The sequence below is a fragment of the Pseudonocardia xishanensis genome, from assembly GCF_039541715.1.
GTDB lineage: Bacteria > Actinomycetota > Actinomycetes > Mycobacteriales > Pseudonocardiaceae > Pseudonocardia > Pseudonocardia xishanensis.
This window is the reverse complement of record NZ_BAABGT010000093.1, coordinates 1-13,797: the sequence shown is the minus strand read 5'-3', so window position 1 is coordinate 13,797 and position 13,797 is coordinate 1. Positions and strand designations below refer to the sequence as shown.

13 protein-coding genes and 2 pseudogenes are annotated in these 13,797 nt (G+C 70.2%); 12 read left to right on the top strand and 3 right to left on the bottom strand.

What is annotated here, in order from left to right; genetic code table 11:
• Positions 1-18 precede the first annotated feature (18 nt).
• From ABD993_RS28005 to ABD993_RS27980, 6 genes and pseudogenes are all read left to right on the top strand, one after another.
• Complete coding sequence (locus ABD993_RS28005; protein ID WP_345424918.1) at positions 19-741, top strand: SDR family NAD(P)-dependent oxidoreductase; 723 nt, start codon at positions 19-21, stop codon at positions 739-741.
• 49 nt (positions 742-790) lie between these two features.
• Positions 791-1,963 (top strand): thiolase domain-containing protein, encoded by a 1,173-nt coding sequence (locus tag ABD993_RS28000; RefSeq protein WP_345424916.1) that lies wholly within the window; start codon positions 791-793, stop codon positions 1,961-1,963.
• Entirely contained in the window at positions 1,960-3,540 is a 1,581-nt protein-coding gene (locus tag ABD993_RS27995) for an AMP-binding protein (RefSeq protein WP_345424913.1), read from the top strand. Before ABD993_RS28000 ends, ABD993_RS27995 begins: the two co-directional genes overlap by 4 nt.
• Positions 3,522-4,139, top strand: a pseudogene (locus tag ABD993_RS27990) (FAD-binding oxidoreductase); the annotation flags it as partial. The gene ABD993_RS27995 and the pseudogene ABD993_RS27990, both read left to right, overlap by 19 nt.
• Positions 4,140-4,339: 200 nt before the next feature.
• The gene (locus ABD993_RS27985; RefSeq protein ID WP_345424910.1) at positions 4,340-5,740 is read left to right on the top strand and encodes an FAD-binding oxidoreductase; all 1,401 of its coding nucleotides are present in this window, start codon (positions 4,340-4,342) and stop codon (positions 5,738-5,740) included.
• Complete coding sequence (locus ABD993_RS27980; RefSeq protein ID WP_345424908.1) at positions 5,740-6,288, top strand: (Fe-S)-binding protein; 549 nt, start codon at positions 5,740-5,742, stop codon at positions 6,286-6,288. Before ABD993_RS27985 ends, ABD993_RS27980 begins: the two co-directional genes overlap by 1 nt.
• Here the strand turns inward: ABD993_RS27980 and pdxR are convergent.
• Positions 6,281-7,783: a MocR-like pyridoxine biosynthesis transcription factor PdxR gene (pdxR, locus tag ABD993_RS27975; RefSeq protein ID WP_345424905.1), complete on the bottom strand. Its 1,503-nt coding sequence runs from the start codon at positions 7,781-7,783 to the stop codon at positions 6,281-6,283. The two genes, ABD993_RS27980 and pdxR, sit on opposite strands and share 8 nt — an antisense overlap.
• Before the next feature lie 200 nt (positions 7,784-7,983).
• Between pdxR and ABD993_RS27970 the strand changes: the two genes are divergently transcribed.
• The 3 genes from ABD993_RS27970 to ABD993_RS27960 are packed head-to-tail and all read left to right on the top strand — an operon-like array spanning position 7,984 to position 9,897.
• Positions 7,984-8,538, top strand: a complete 555-nt coding sequence (locus ABD993_RS27970; protein WP_345424903.1) for an antibiotic biosynthesis monooxygenase — start codon at positions 7,984-7,986, stop codon at positions 8,536-8,538.
• Positions 8,539-8,554: 16 nt separating this feature from the next.
• Entirely contained in the window at positions 8,555-9,058 is a 504-nt protein-coding gene (locus ABD993_RS27965) for a nuclear transport factor 2 family protein (protein ID WP_345424901.1), read from the top strand.
• On the top strand, positions 9,055-9,897 hold the full coding sequence (locus tag ABD993_RS27960; RefSeq protein ID WP_345424898.1) for a cupin domain-containing protein: 843 nt from the start codon (positions 9,055-9,057) through the stop codon (positions 9,895-9,897). Before ABD993_RS27965 ends, ABD993_RS27960 begins: the two co-directional genes overlap by 4 nt.
• Positions 9,898-9,998: 101 nt before the next feature.
• Here the strand turns inward: ABD993_RS27960 and ABD993_RS36955 are convergent, their stop codons facing one another.
• A complete protein-coding gene (locus ABD993_RS36955; protein ID WP_425569163.1) occupies positions 9,999-10,187 on the bottom strand; it encodes an IS3 family transposase in 189 nt (62 codons plus the stop codon).
• Positions 10,188-10,360: 173 nt separating this feature from the next.
• Between ABD993_RS36955 and ABD993_RS27955 the strand changes: the two are divergent.
• A pseudogene (locus ABD993_RS27955) lies at positions 10,361-10,597 on the top strand (IS30 family transposase); the annotation flags it as partial.
• 503 nt (positions 10,598-11,100) lie between these two features.
• Here ABD993_RS27955 and ABD993_RS27950 read toward each other — a convergent pair.
• Entirely contained in the window at positions 11,101-12,090 is a 990-nt protein-coding gene (locus ABD993_RS27950; protein WP_345424893.1) for a LysR family transcriptional regulator, read from the bottom strand.
• A gap of 71 nt (positions 12,091-12,161) precedes the next feature.
• Here ABD993_RS27950 and ABD993_RS27945 point away from each other — a divergent pair, with 71 nt between their 5' ends.
• Together ABD993_RS27945 and ABD993_RS27940 are read left to right on the top strand one after the other, a co-directional pair.
• Positions 12,162-13,190 carry a YeiH family protein gene (locus ABD993_RS27945; RefSeq protein WP_425569162.1) on the top strand — a complete coding sequence of 343 codons (1,029 nt, stop codon included), beginning with the start codon at positions 12,162-12,164 and terminating at the stop codon, positions 13,188-13,190.
• Positions 13,191-13,432: 242 nt separating this feature from the next.
• Positions 13,433-13,797: 2-oxoacid:acceptor oxidoreductase family protein (locus ABD993_RS27940; protein WP_345424891.1), on the top strand; the 365-nt coding region annotated here is incomplete at its 3' end.

The window sequence follows — 13,797 nt, the reverse complement described above, 5'->3', positions numbered from 1 at the left end:
CCATGATCGGAGCAGCACATGAGTGAGCAACCGGCCGGCTCGGCCGTCGTCGTCGGAGGGGCACGGGGCATCGGACTCGCCGCCGTCGGACTCGCGACCACCCACGTCTCCTCGATGACCGTGCTGGACCTGCCCGACGAGGCACCGCAGGTGGCCGAGGCGTTCCCCGGGGCGCGCTACCAGCAGGCCGACGTCCTGGATCGCTCGGCCCTGGAGAAGGGGTTCGCCCTCGCAGCCGAGAGCAGCCCCGTGACGGCCGTGTTCGTCCCGGCCGGCATCACCCTGCCCACGCCGCTCCTGGAGGTGTCCCAGGAGGACGCCCAACGTTGCCTGATGATCAACATCCTGGGTTCGCTGAATGCGATCCAGGCAGCCGCACCGCACCTCGCCCCCGGAGCCTCGATCGTGCTGTGCGCCTCGGTCGCCGCGTACACCGGAGGTGGCTACGTCGGCGGCCCCGTCTACGGCGCGTCCAAGGCCGGCGTGATCGGCCTGACCAAGGGTGCGGCGCGCGAGCTCGCCGGACGGCAGGTCCGAGTCAACTGCATCGCGCCGGGGTGCACCGCCACCACGATGGTCGGCGACGATCCCGAGATCCACGCAGCGCTGGCCGAGCGGGCGCTGGTCGGCCGGCTCGCGTCCGCCGAGGAGATCGCGGCGGCGGCGCTCTTCCTGTGGTCCCCGGCCTCGTCCTACATGACCGGCGCGGTGCTCGATGTCAACGGCGGCATCCGACTGTGACCGGGGCCGACGCCCTCGACGAGAAGACTACTCAAGGAGTGAAACGCTCGTGTCCCACACCCCCCACCTGATCGGCTGGGCCCACAGCCGGTTCGGCAAGTCCGAGCACGCCGATGTCGAGGCGTTGATGGCCGAGGTCTCCCTCGCCGCTGTCCGGGACGCCGGCTTCGCGCCAGGTGACATCGACGCGATCTCGGTCGGGGTCTTCGGCACCGACACCAGCCGCCAACGCTTCGAGGCCGCACTCGTCGGCACCGGTGTGCCGGAGCTCGCCGGCATTCCGGCGGTGCGCTCGGAGAACGCCTGCGCCACCGGCAGCGCTGCGCTCTACGCCGCCTTCGACATGGTCGAGGCCGGCCGCGCGCGGGCCGTCCTCGTGGTCGGGGCGGAGAAGATGACCAGGACGCCTGGCGCCGACATCACCGACATGCTCCTCGGCGCTGCCCACCTCCCGACCGAAGGTCGCTTCGGCAGCTTCCCCGCAGTGTTCGCCTGGCTCGCGCGCTGCTACGCCGAGCGCTACGGCGACCCGCGCGAGGCCCTTTCGCGGATCGCGGCGAAGAACCACCGCAACGGCGTCGCCAACCCGTACGCGCACCTGCGACGCGACCTGGGTCTCGAGTTCTGCTCGACGGCCTCCGAGCGCAACCCGCTCGTCGCCGACCCGCTGCTGCGCACGGACTGTTCCATGGTCTCGGACGGAGCGGCAGCGGTGGTCGTCGCCGGACCGGATCTCGCCGGTACCGCACGTCGCGCGGTCCGGGTGCGGGCCCGGGTGCAGGCGAACGACCCGATGCCGATCCTCTCCCGCCCTGACCCCCTCGCCCTCGCCGCAGCCCGCCGGGCGTTCCGCGGCGCCCTCACAGAGGGGGAGGTCGGCCTGGACGACCTCGATCTGATCGAGACCCACGACTGCTTCACAGTCGCCGAACTGCTGCAGTACGAGGCGTTCGGCATCGCCGAGCCCGGGAAGGCCTCGACCGTGCTGGCCGACGGTCTGACCGAGCCGGGCGGATCGCTGCCGGTCAACGTCTCGGGCGGGTTGAAGGCCAAGGGGCACCCGATCGGTGCGACGGGGGTCTCACAGCACGTGCTGGCGTCCATGCAGCTCGTCGGTGAGGCCGGCGACATGCAGCTCCCTCGAGCCGACCTGGCTGCTGTGTTCAACATGGGCGGCGCCGCAGTGGCCAACTACGCGACGGTGCTGGAGGGCCTGCGATGACGGTGCCGAAGGTGCGCGCTGTCAACATCGCCGAGATGCTGTCCCAGACAGCCCGACGGCTCCCGGATGCCACGGCCATCGTGCACGGCTCGGTCCGATGGAGCTGGCGGGAGCTCGACGAGGGAGCCGACCGCGTCTGCGCTGCTCTGCGCCGATCCGGTGTCAGGACCGGGCAGTGCGTCATGCTGCACGGCCGCAACCATCCCGAGTACATCCAGGCTCTCTACGGCGTATGGCGAGCCGGGGCGGCCGTCGCTCCGACCAACGTGCGTCTCACCCCGGACGACATCGCCGTGATCGCCGACGTCTGCCGACCGGTTGCGATGATCGCCTCGACCGGAACCGACGAGCACGTCGACGCCGCCCGCCGAATCACCGGCCTGCCGGCGGGCACGCTGTGGATCGGCGGGCACGACGGTCCGGATGGACTCGCCGCACTGCCGCCCGCAGGCCCAGGAGAGGCCGCCGCCGCCGAGGTCGAGCCCGGCTCCCACGCCTGGTACTTCTTCACCTCCGGCACCAGCGGCTCACCCAAGGCCGCGATCCTGACACACGACCAGCTGGGCTTCGTGATCACCAACCACGCGGCCGATCTCATGCCCGGGCTGTCGGAGGCCGACGTATCGCTCGCGGTGGCCCCCCTCTCTCACGGGGCGGGGGTGCACCTGCTCCCCCAGGTCGCCCGGGGCGCGGCGACGGTGATCCCGGCGTCACCCGGCCTGCGGCCCGAGGCGGTGTGGGAGCTGGTGGAACGCGAACGGGTGACCAACATGTTCACCGTCCCGACCATCCTCACGACCCTGGTCGAGCACCCTGCCGTGCACGAGTTCGAGCACACCTCGCTGCGGCACGTCATCTACGCCGGCGCACCGATGCTCAACGCGGACCGCGACCATGCGCTCGACGTCCTCGGCCCGGTCCTGGTCCAGTACTACGGCCTCGGCGAGGTGACCGGCAACATCACCGTGTTGTCGCCGGCCGAGCACCGCCGGCCGCAGCTCGGCGAGTACGAGGTCGGTACCTGCGGCAGGCCGCGGACCGGGATGCAGATCGCCGTCCTCGACGGCGAGGGTGCCGAGCTCGAGCCCGGCGCGATCGGAGAGATCTGCGTGGCCGGTCCAGCGGTGTGCGCCGGCTATCTCGGTAACGAGAAGGCGACGGCGACGGCTTTCGCGGGCGGCTGGTTCCACACCGGCGACCTCGGCGCCGTCGACGAGCAGGGCTACCTCTACATCACCGGCCGCGCCTCGGACATGTACATCTCGGGCGGGTCGAACATCCACCCGCGGGACATCGAGGAGAAGCTGATCGCCCACCCGGCGGTGGCCGAGGTCGCCGTGCTGGGAATGCCGCATCCCAAGTGGGGCGAGATCGGCGTCGCGGTCTGGGTGGCCCAGTCGGGGGCCGAGGCCGACGAGGCCGAGCTGCTCGGCTGGCTCGAACCGAGACTGGCTCGGTACAAGATGCCGAAGCAGATCCTGCGCTGGGCCGAGCTGCCGAAGTCCGGCTACGGCAAGGTGGTGAAGCGAACGATCCACGACCAGCTCACCGCGGCCGGATGGACCGCGCCCGACTGAGCGCCGCCCGCCGAACGGGCACCGCGGCGACGTGGACCGCGCTCAGCTCACGCGATGCCGGCGCGCTCGGCGAGCGGCAGGCCGGTCGTGACCAACCAGCCCACCGACCTCGAAGGAGGCGCTGTGCCGTGCCCCTGCCCGATGCCGCCGACCTGCACGACCGCCTCGCCTCCGTCGTACGGCCCGGCGCCGTCACCACCCGGGCCATCGACCGGCTGCGGATGGCGCACGACGCCTCGCACTTCGCCCGCACTCCGGCCGCGGCGGTGACCGCAGCGTCCGCGGCCGAGGTCGCGGCGCTCTTCCGCGCCGCGGTGGGCGTGCCGCTCACGTTCCGCTCCGGCGGTACGAGCCGGTCCGGGCAGGCGGTCACGGACGGCATCCTGGTCGACACCCGCCGCCACTTCCGCGGCATCGAGATCCCCGACGACGGCGCCCGGGTGCGGGTCGGCCCAGGTGCGACCGTACGGTCGGTCAATACACGGCTGGACCGCCACGGCCGGATACTCGGTCCCGACCCAGCCAGCGAGGTGGCCTGCACGCTGGGCGGGGTCGTGGCCAACAACTCCTCCGGCATGGCGTGCGGCACCGCCGCGAACAGCTACGCGCTCCTGGACTCGGTCGAGCTCGTCCTGCCGTCGGGCACCACGCTGGACACCGGCGCGCCCGGGGCTGACGAGCAGCTCCGGGTCTGCGAGCCGCAGCTGTGGGCGGGGCTGGCTCGCATCGGTGACCGGCTGCTGGGTGACGCGACGCTGCGCGGCGTGATCGAACGGCAGTTCTCGCTGAAGAGAACACCATGGGGTACGGGCTCAACTCCTTCCTCGACCACAGCGACCCGGTGCAGATCCTGGCGCGGTTGCTCGTCGGCTCCGAGGGCACACTGGCGTTCCTCGCCTCCATCACGATGCGGACGGTGCCGGTGCGCGCGCACACCCGCACCGGGCTGCTGGTGTTCGACGATCTCGCCGCCGCCAACCGCGCCCTGCCCACCCTGGTCGACTCCGGAGCGGCGACGATCGAGCTGCTGGACGCGACCTCGTTGCGGGTGGGACAGGGCGACGCCGACGGCGACCCGCGGCTGCGCGCCATCACCGTCGACCGGCACGCCGCGTTCCTCGTGGAGTACCGCGGGCGCTCGGCCGCGGAGGTCGAGCAGCTCGCCGGGGACGCCTCCGGGCTGATCTCCCGGCTGCCGTTGGAGGGTCCGCGGGAGCTGTCCGCGGACCCGGTCGCCAAGGCCGCGCTGTGGAAGCTGCGCAAGGGGCTCTACGCCAAGGTCGCGGGCGCCCGGCCGCCGGGCACGGCCGCGCTGCTGGAGGACATCGCCGTCCCCGTCGGGGACCTGCTGGCCACCTGCGAGGGTCTCACCGAGCTGTTCGACGAGCACGCCTACGAGCACGCCGTGATCTTCGGGCACGCCAAGGACGGCAACGTCCACTTCATGCTCACCGAGGACCTCGGCGGGACGTCCGGCGCCGGGCGGGACCGATTCGGCCGCTTCACCGAGGACATGGTCGACCTCGTCCTCGCGCAGGGAGGCACGCTCAAGGCCGAGCACGGCACCGGCCGGATGATGGCGCCGTTCGTGCGCCGCCAGTACGGCGATGACCTCTACGAGGTCATGGCCGAGGTCAAGCGGCTGTGCGACCCGCACGGCGTGCTCAGCCCGGGCGTCGTGCTCGACGACGACCCGACCGCGCACCTGGACGGCCTCAAGTCCACGCCGACCGTCGAAGCCGACTACGCCTACGACGGCGTCGACACCTGCGCCGTCGACGGCATGTGCGCCCTGCCCGTCGCGACCGGGTATCCGCGGCACTGCGGCGGATCGCCGACCCCGAGCAGGTGCCGCAGTGGAGTTCGGACCTCCCCGCGGCGGCGGGAATCGTGTCACCGCCGGAGTGTCCGACGATCCCGAGCTGATCCTCTTCTCCTCCTGCATCGGGGTCATGTTCGGTTCCCCCGGCCTGGGCGCAGGCGCGGCGTTCGCCCGGCTCTGCGAGCGGGCGGGCCTGAGGGCGAGCGCTCCGACGGACCTGCCGTCGCTGTGCTGCGGCACGCCGTGGAAGTCCAAGGGCCTGCACGACGGCGCCGCTGCCATGGCGGAGCGGGCTCTACCCGCTCTGGACCACCGCCCGCGCCGGCGCGGTCCCGGTGGTCTCCGACGCGTCCTCGTGCACCGAGGGCCTGCGTGTGATGATCGCCGCCGGCCCCGAGCGGTACCGCGGCCTGCGGGCCCTCGACGCCGTCGAGTTCACCGCCGCACGGATCCTGCCCGTACTCACCGTGCACGACCGGCTCTCCCGGCTGGTGCTGCACCCCACCTGCTCGGCGATCCAGCTCGGCCTGCTCGATCCGCTGCGCCGGATCGCCGAGGCCGTCGCCGACGACGTCATCGTCCCCGACGAATGGGGCTGCTGCGGATTCGCAGGCGACCGCGGCATGCTGCATCCAGAACTGACCGCGTCGGCCACCGCTTCGCAGGCGAGGGAGCTCGCCGGGGTCGACGCCGACGCTCACGCCTCCTGCGACCGGACCTGCGAACTGGGCATGAGCCGAGCCACCGGCTGTGACTACGAGCACGTCCTGGAGGTGCTCGAGCGTCTCACCCGGCTCACAGACAGCATCCCGACTCCGCGAGGTAGCGAGCTGGCCGACCTGCACTCCGGTGCAAAGAGGGCACCGGTGGCCGTGCGGCGTGCCGCGTGCACCTGCCCCGGTCGAACCACGTCCGCGATCAGGTGAGCACCGTCGACAAGGTGGCGATGCCATGGCGCATGTCCTCGGTCGTGGTGCCGGCGTAACCGAGGAGCAACGCCGAGCTGCTGTTCTCGGGTCGCAGGTAGTGGATCGACAGGGGCCAAGTGTGAACTCCCTGTCGCAGCGCAGCGCGGGCGACGGCCCGGTCGTCGCGTTCCTGCGGAAGCCGGCCCACGAGGTGCAGCCCGCCGTCGGACGGCTCGAGCCGGAGCTGGTCGCCGAGCCGCTCGGCGTACCGGATCAGCTCGTACTGGCGTTCCCGGTGCAGCACACGCATACGACGCAGGTGGCGGGTGAGGTGGCCCTGCTCGATGAAGTCGGCGACCACGGCCTGGTCGACGAGGTGCGCGTGCATGTCGGTGCTCAGGTGGGCGGCGATGAAACCATCGACCAGGTCCGGCGGCGCGATGATGTAGCCGAGTCGCAGCCCGGGAAACAGCACCTTGCTGAAAGTGCCGACGTAGATCACCCGTCGCCGGGTGTCGATGGCCATCAGCGCGGCGTGCGGCTTGCCGTGGTAGCGGAACTCGGCGTCGTAGTCGTCCTCGACCACCCACGCGTCGTTGTCGCCGGCCCAGTCGATCAAGGCGAGCCTGCGTTCGAGCGACATGGTGTGCCCGAGTGGGAACTGGTGGGACGGGGTGACCACGGCGAGCCGGGCGGCGGGCTCGAGCGCGACGCCGGCGCCGACGTCGAGCCCATGGCGGTCGACGGGCACCGGGACGATCCGAGCACCCGCGGAGATCAACGCGGCCCGAGCCCCCAGGTAGCCGGGGTCCTCGAGCCAGGCGGGGTCGCCGGGGTCGAGCAGGATCCGAGCACAGAACTCCAGGGCCTGCTGCGAACCCGTGGTGATGATGACCTGTTCGGGGGAGCAGTGGATGCCGCGGGCGGTGCTGATGTGCCCGGCGACAGCCTCGCGCAACGGCCGATATCCCGCGGGATCGTCGTAGCGCATCAGCTGTGGCCCGGACTTGCGGAACCGCTCGCGGTGGAGCTTGGCCCAGGTGTCGAAGGGGAACGCGTCGAGTGCCGGGAGCCCGATGAGGAAGGCCGTGCCGTGCGGCCTGCGGCCCAGGACCGACGGCAGCGGGACCCTGCGGGTCGACGCGAGCAGCCTGCCGCGCGCGGAGAGCTTCGCGTGACCGGTCGACCTCGACGGTGCTGCGGGCCCCGCGGTCGTCGCGCGAAGGACCTGTTCGGGCAGGACCGACGCGACGTAGGTGCCCGAGCCCTGGCGACCTGTGATGTACCCCTCGGCCTGGAGCTGCTCGAAGGCCGCCAGCACGGTGTTGCGGGACATGCCGGTCTCCGTCGCCAGGCTCCGGCTGGGCGGCAGACGGGTGCCCGCGGGCAGCTGGCCGGTGAGGATGCTGGTACGGAGCTGCTCGTAGAGCGCCTTGTAAGCAGGGGCCGCTGTCGCCCGCGAGGAGCCGCGATCCCCGTCGACGGAGCTGCCCGTGTTGCGTGCAGGTGTCACGTGGTCCCCCATAACGCTCGCGAATTGGCACCAACGGGTCCCGCAAAGCCCGCTAAAGTCTGGAACCAACAGGTCGGGAGCCAGGTTAGCCGTCTCGGACCGCCGGCGAATCGCGGCGGCGATCCCGGCCGCATGAGTTCCCTCGATCTGCCGCTCGATCCCGACACTCGCCCGGCCACCACCCGATGAAGGAGTTGCTCGTGCCGATCTACCTGAGCATGCAACGCGTGCGATTCTCCAGCCCCGACGCCTACGAGAAGTTCAAAGTCGTCTTCGGCGACACCCGACACCACCTGATGAAGTTGCCCGGCTTCCTGCACCTCACCTGGTGGGAGCACCCGGACGACGCGGGCTGGTTCAACGAGTGCAGCTTCTGGACGAGCAAGAAGGCGCTCTACGACTGGCACACCGACACCTACCACAAGCACGCGAAGGCCTGGGCCGCCAACGGTGCCATCATGGAGGACATCATCACCAACTTCGAGTTGGTGGGAACGCGCCTGCTGCGCATCTGTCCGACCTGCGGGGAGCTGCAGGACAAGGTCTACGAGCTCGCCCAGGAGCAGGCCGTCCTGCGCGAGCAGTGCCCGAACTGCGGGTTCCACTTCCCGTACCTGACTGAGCAGCCGTCCAGCTTCGCCGTGTTCAAGGACGTCCCCCTCGACCAGCTCGACGACACCCCGACACCGGACACGAACGCGGCCGCCAACGGGAGCGCGCAGGCCGCGGACGACCGGCATCCCGTCGACGCCTGAGTCCTCGGAGCGAACGATGACCACCTCTGAGGTGCATGACGGGGCCGGGTCCACGGTGGCACGCGGCGCTCCGGGCCTGACCCCCGAGCTGGCCTCGAGGATCATCGACGGGGTGGTCCTGACCTTTGCCTCAGGCCGGGTCGACCTGATCCTCCAAGGCTTCACCGAGGACGCCGAGGTTCGGTTCGACCCGGCCACCGTTCTCTGCGGCCGGAACCGGATCAAGGAGTTCCTGGAGGACCGGTTGACGGAACGGACCGACCAGCATCTCGAGAAGCACCTCCGTGCGGTCGACGGCGACGGCCTCGCCGTCGACTGGCGCGATCGGTGGACCGACGCGACGACCGGCAGGACGATGCACAGCCAGGGTACCGAGTTCTGGACGTTGCGCGACGGCCTACTCAGCGCCTGGGAGATCACCTCGGCCTCGAGGGCGGAGGCGGACATCGCCGAACCAGAGCGCGCACGGCCCACAGGGTTCCGCAACCTACCGACCCAACATTCAAGGAGCGTCTCATGACCACTTCGACAGTCGGTGCGATCAACATCGGCGACCGCAACCTCAACCCCCCACGCGCTGACTGGATTCCGTTCGACTGGGTGGATCCGAAGTACGGCCCGCAGACCAAGGGTGAGGTCGTCGTGATCCGCCCGGAGGGCACCTCGGGCTCGCTGAGCTCAGGTCTGTGGCGGACCGGGCACGAGATCGCCGGATGTGAGCCCGACGGGTCGTGCATCGTGGACTACAGCGCCCCGCTCGGTGACGAGACCATGGTCATTCTCGAGGGGTCGGCGGAGATCACCGAGGTCGCGACCGGGACCAAGCACCAGATCGCGGCGGGCACGATCCTGAGCCACCCGAAGAACGTGGACCTGCACTGGGAGATCCGCGAGCCGTTCCTCAAGAAGTTCTGGGTGATGTGGGACAGCCCGGAGCCCGCCACCCCGCAGGACCACCTGTTCGTCGCCAACATCAACGACGACCCCGAGGTATGGACCCCCTACGAGTGGACCGAGCCCGATCACGGCCCGCAGGTGTGCGGAGAGCTGTTCACCATCCGCGACACCGGCTCCACCGGCACCTACCTGTGTGGGCTGTGGCGCACCGGGGTCGGGATCGCCGGCTGCGAGCCCGACGGCACCTCGACCGTCCCTTACACCGCGCCACTCGGGGACGAGACCATGCTCATCCTGGAGGGCCGCGCCCATCTGCTCGATGAAGAGACCGGGCAGGAGTGGGACATCCAGGCCGGCGACGTGGTCTGCCTGCCGTCCGGCCGCCCGGTGCGGTGGACCTCGCTCGCCCCGTTCGTGAAGAAGTTCTTCGTCATCACCGAGGCGAGTGCCCCGACCGCCTGAGATTCAGGTCGGCCCTCCGCCTTCGATCACTGAAGACGGAGGACCGATCTGCTCCATCTGACCTTCCCCGCTGCCACGGACTCGTTGATGTTGGCCCCGCTTCACGGACACGTCGGTGAGGAGATCAGGCCCGATGGACGGTCGATGGTTTCGAACTGTACGGGGCTCATCCAGTCCAGTGCGGAGTGTCGGCGGCAGCGGTTGTAGAAGCCCTCTATCCATTCGAAGATCGCGGTGGCAAGTTCTGTGCGAGTTTCCCACGTTCGGGAGTCGAGGAGTTCGAGTTGCATGGTTTCCTAGAACGACTCGACCAGGGAATTGTCGTAGTAATCGCCGACCGAACCCATTGAGGGGACGAGGCCGGCGTCGACGAGTCGGCGACCGAACGCCCATGACGTGAATTGCCTGGGCTCAACCGGTCAGTGCAACACCGTGATAGATGATCATGGTGGAGGTGCTGGCGATGGCGAGGCTGGGCCGTCCGGGCATGTCGCACGAGGACAGGCAGGAGTTGTGGGACCGGTGGGGGCGTGGGGAGTCGATCTCCGAGATCGCGCGGGCGATCCTGCGTCCGCCCGGGTCGGTGTTCACCGTGCTCAGGGGCACCGGTGGGTACGTTCCGGCGCCGCGGCGGCGTCGGGAGGGCTCGCTCACCCTCGCTGAGCGTGAGGAGATCTCCCGCGGCCTCGCGCGTGGGGAGCAGCACCCTCAACCAGAAGCCGCCTAAAAAGAGCTTGATCCACAGGTCTTGACGATTGCTCGGTCCGGTCCGGTCCGGTTCGGGAGACTCGGCATGACTGTGACGGGATACGCCAGCTGCTACTGGCGGTCAAGCTCCTGATCAGGCCGGCTGCTCCCGGCCGGACCGGCCCACGCAGTCTCACAGACAGAATTCGCGATCCCGCGACAGCAAGATCCAGAAATTCGTGCTCCGGGAGACGGCATGGGCAAGGCTCAGGCGCGGTGAGTGACTTCTCCGACACCTGGCCGTTCAACCGGACCGGGAGTCGAGGGCTTTGTTCACCGTGGTCGAGGAGGCACGTTCCGAGTGCAGTCTACAACGACCCGTCCGAAGATCATCGTGACCGCCGACGGGGCCGGGGTGGTGTCGCATGCCGGGTCGCGTCTGCTGGCCGATGTCGCCGACCGGACCACAATGACTGGCGAGTTGTCGCAGGCGCTGGCCGAGCGCTCCTTCGACCGTCAGTTGCCATTGCGAAGGGGATCTTCGGATCCCGCTATCGTCACCGACGCCCCCACACCCCGAGCAGACGAGCTACGGGCCTGTCCTGCGGCTACTGCAAGCTCGACGAGCGCACCCGCTGCTCCGGACGGTCGCTGACCCGCTCGCCAAACGACCCGTAGCGTGCGACCGAGGTCCAGCCTCGCGACCGGCACCTCCACCAGGGCGCCCACAGCCACGTCCGCCCCCACGACCAGCTCACTGAGCAGGGCGGGACCGCCGCCGGCCAGCACCGTGCTGCGGACCGCCGCGCTCGATCCGAGCTCCAGCAGAGGGGCCACGAGCCGCTCCCCGATCTCCGCGAGAGCACGCTCCGCGGTGTCCCGGGTTCCCGAGCCCTCCTCCCGGCTGATCAGCGGGGTCCGGGCAAGCTCCGCGGCTTCCACTGTGCGGCGACGGCGCGCCCACGGGTGGCCAGGCGCCACCACCAGCACCAGTCGGTCCTGCGCCACCGGCCGCCCGCGCAGGCCGGCGAGCACCCCGGGCGACTCGATGAACCCGACGTCGGCCGAGCCGCCCCGCACCATGGCGCACACCCGCGTCGAGTTGGTGACCTCCAGCCCGACCCGCAGCGTCGCGGCGCCAGCCCGCAGCTCGCCGAGCCAGGTCGGGAGCAGATGTTCGGCTACGGTCAGACTGGCGGCGACCGCGAGCTGAGCCGCGGACCGCCTACGCAGGGCCGCGGCCCCGTCGACCAGCGTGTCGAGTTCGTCGAGGACCCGCCGCGCCCATCCGGCGACGAGGTCTCCGCTCTCAGTCAGGGCCGATCCCTGCCGGGTTCGTACCAACAGTCGCACTCCGAGACGCCGCTCCAGGAGGCTGATCCGTTTGCTCGCGGCGGGCTGGGTGATGCCGAGCTCACAGGCCGCGGCGGTCAGGCTTCCCCGCTCGCCGACCAGGACGAGCAGACTCAACGACTCCGGATCGGGCCGCCAGGTCACGACGGCCATTCCCCACGGTGATGACGTCCGGCAAAGACGGCGGGTACCGGGCGACGTCGAGAGGGCGCACCGTCTGCGCCGTGACTACTGCGGATGACCGACCGGCCATTCCCCGCCGCGTGCGGCTCCGAACCTGCGCCCTGTTGCCGGGTCTGGCGTGCGCTGCCGCCGGGACCGCGATCGCGTTCGGCGTGAGCCGGCTGCTGCCGTCGGTGAGCGCCCTGACCGTCGCAGTCGTCTTGGGTGTACTGGTGGGCCAGGTTCTGCCGGAGTGCAGCCGGACCGGGCTGGGCTGGTCGACCCGGAAGTTCCTGCGGCTCGGGGTCGTGTTGCTGGGCCTGCAGCTCGGCCTCCGCGAGGTCTTCGGGCTCGGCGCCGGGACAGTGATCGCCGTTGTGGTCACCGTGCTGGTCGCATTCCTCGGCACACTTGCGCTGGGCCGATTGCTCGGGGTGTCCCGCGGCCTCAGCCTGATGGTCGCGACCGGGTTCTCGATCTGCGGTGCGTCCGCGATCGCGGCGATGGACAGCGTGACCGAGAACGACCGCGAGGACGTGGCCACCGGGATCACCCTCGTGACGCTCTACGGCAGCGCGGCCATCGCCCTCGTACCGCTGGTCGGCGGCGCGCTGCGACTCACTCCCGAACACCTCGGCGCCTGGGCAGGGCTCAGCGTGCACGAGGTCGCTCAGGTGGTCGCCGCGGCCTCGCCTGCCGGTGCCTCGGCCGTCGCCATCGCAGTGATCGTCAAGCTGACCCGCGTGCTGCTGCTCGCGCCGATGGTCGCCGGGGTGAGCGTGCTCGAGCGCCGCCGACGGGAAGCCGACACGGGGACCGGCGAGTTGCCGCCGATCGTGCCCCTGTTCGTCCTCGGATTCCTCGCGCTGATGCTGCTGCGCAGCAGCGGGATCATGCCCTTCGGCGTGCTGTCCGCCGCCCAGACCCTGACCACGCTGCTGTTCGCCGCCGCCCTGTTCGGGCTCGGTACCGGCGTCCGGCTCGGCCGACTGCTGCGCACGGGCCGCCGCGGCCTTGTGCTCGGTGCACTCTCGACCGTGCTCGTCGCAGTCGTCGGGTTCGGGGCGCTGGCCGTGGCGGGAGCCGTCTGACTCCCATGATCTGAACATAGACATCCAATGTACGGTCATTTCCGTCGTGGCAGCAAGAGGGAGCGCAGCCCTCAGTCGTACAGCCGGGCTCAGCTCTCATCCGAGTCAGTCGACAGCCTGGACCATGCAACCGACTGTGATGCATGCTACACGGCTCATCTCTGCATCTGCAGTTAGCTTCATTCACTGATAGACCCAGTCCGAGTCAACGAATGACAACGCTTCTCGGGAAGGACCGGCCGATGTCTGTCACGCACGACGGCGTGCCCATGCTGGGGGACGTCGTCACGAAGGACCGGGTCGTCATCCGGTTCGCGGGCGACTCCGGGGACGGGATGCAGTTGACCGGTGACCGTTTCACTTCGGAGACGGCGACGTTCGGCAACGACCTGTCGACCCTGCCGAACTTCCCCGCGGAGATCCGGGCTCCTGCCGGGACCCTGCCCGGGGTGAGCTCGTTCCAGCTGCACTTCGCCAACTACGACATCCTCACCCCCGGCGACCGGCCGGACGTGTTGGTGGCGATGAACCCGGCCGCGCTCAAGGCCAACATCGCCGACCTGCCCAAGGGCGGGGTGTTGATCGTCAACACCGACGAGTTCACCAA

Coding starts and splice junctions, on each gene's coding strand:
- ABD993_RS27965 (WP_345424901.1), top strand. CDS start 8,555: ATGACCACCTCTGAGGTGCATGACGGGGCCGGGTCCACGGTGGCACGC.
- ABD993_RS27985 (WP_345424910.1), top strand. CDS start 4,340: ATGGGGTACGGGCTCAACTCCTTCCTCGACCACAGCGACCCGGTGCAG.
- ABD993_RS27995 (WP_345424913.1), top strand. CDS start 1,960: ATGACGGTGCCGAAGGTGCGCGCTGTCAACATCGCCGAGATGCTGTCC.
- ABD993_RS28005 (WP_345424918.1), top strand. CDS start 19: ATGAGTGAGCAACCGGCCGGCTCGGCCGTCGTCGTCGGAGGGGCACGG.
- ABD993_RS36955 (WP_425569163.1), bottom strand. CDS start 10,187: ATGCAACTCGAACTCCTCGACTCCCGAACGTGGGAAACTCGCACAGAA.
- ABD993_RS27950 (WP_345424893.1), bottom strand. CDS start 12,090: ATGGCCGTCGTGACCTGGCGGCCCGATCCGGAGTCGTTGAGTCTGCTC.
- ABD993_RS27960 (WP_345424898.1), top strand. CDS start 9,055: ATGACCACTTCGACAGTCGGTGCGATCAACATCGGCGACCGCAACCTC.
- ABD993_RS27980 (WP_345424908.1), top strand. CDS start 5,740: ATGATCGCCGCCGGCCCCGAGCGGTACCGCGGCCTGCGGGCCCTCGAC.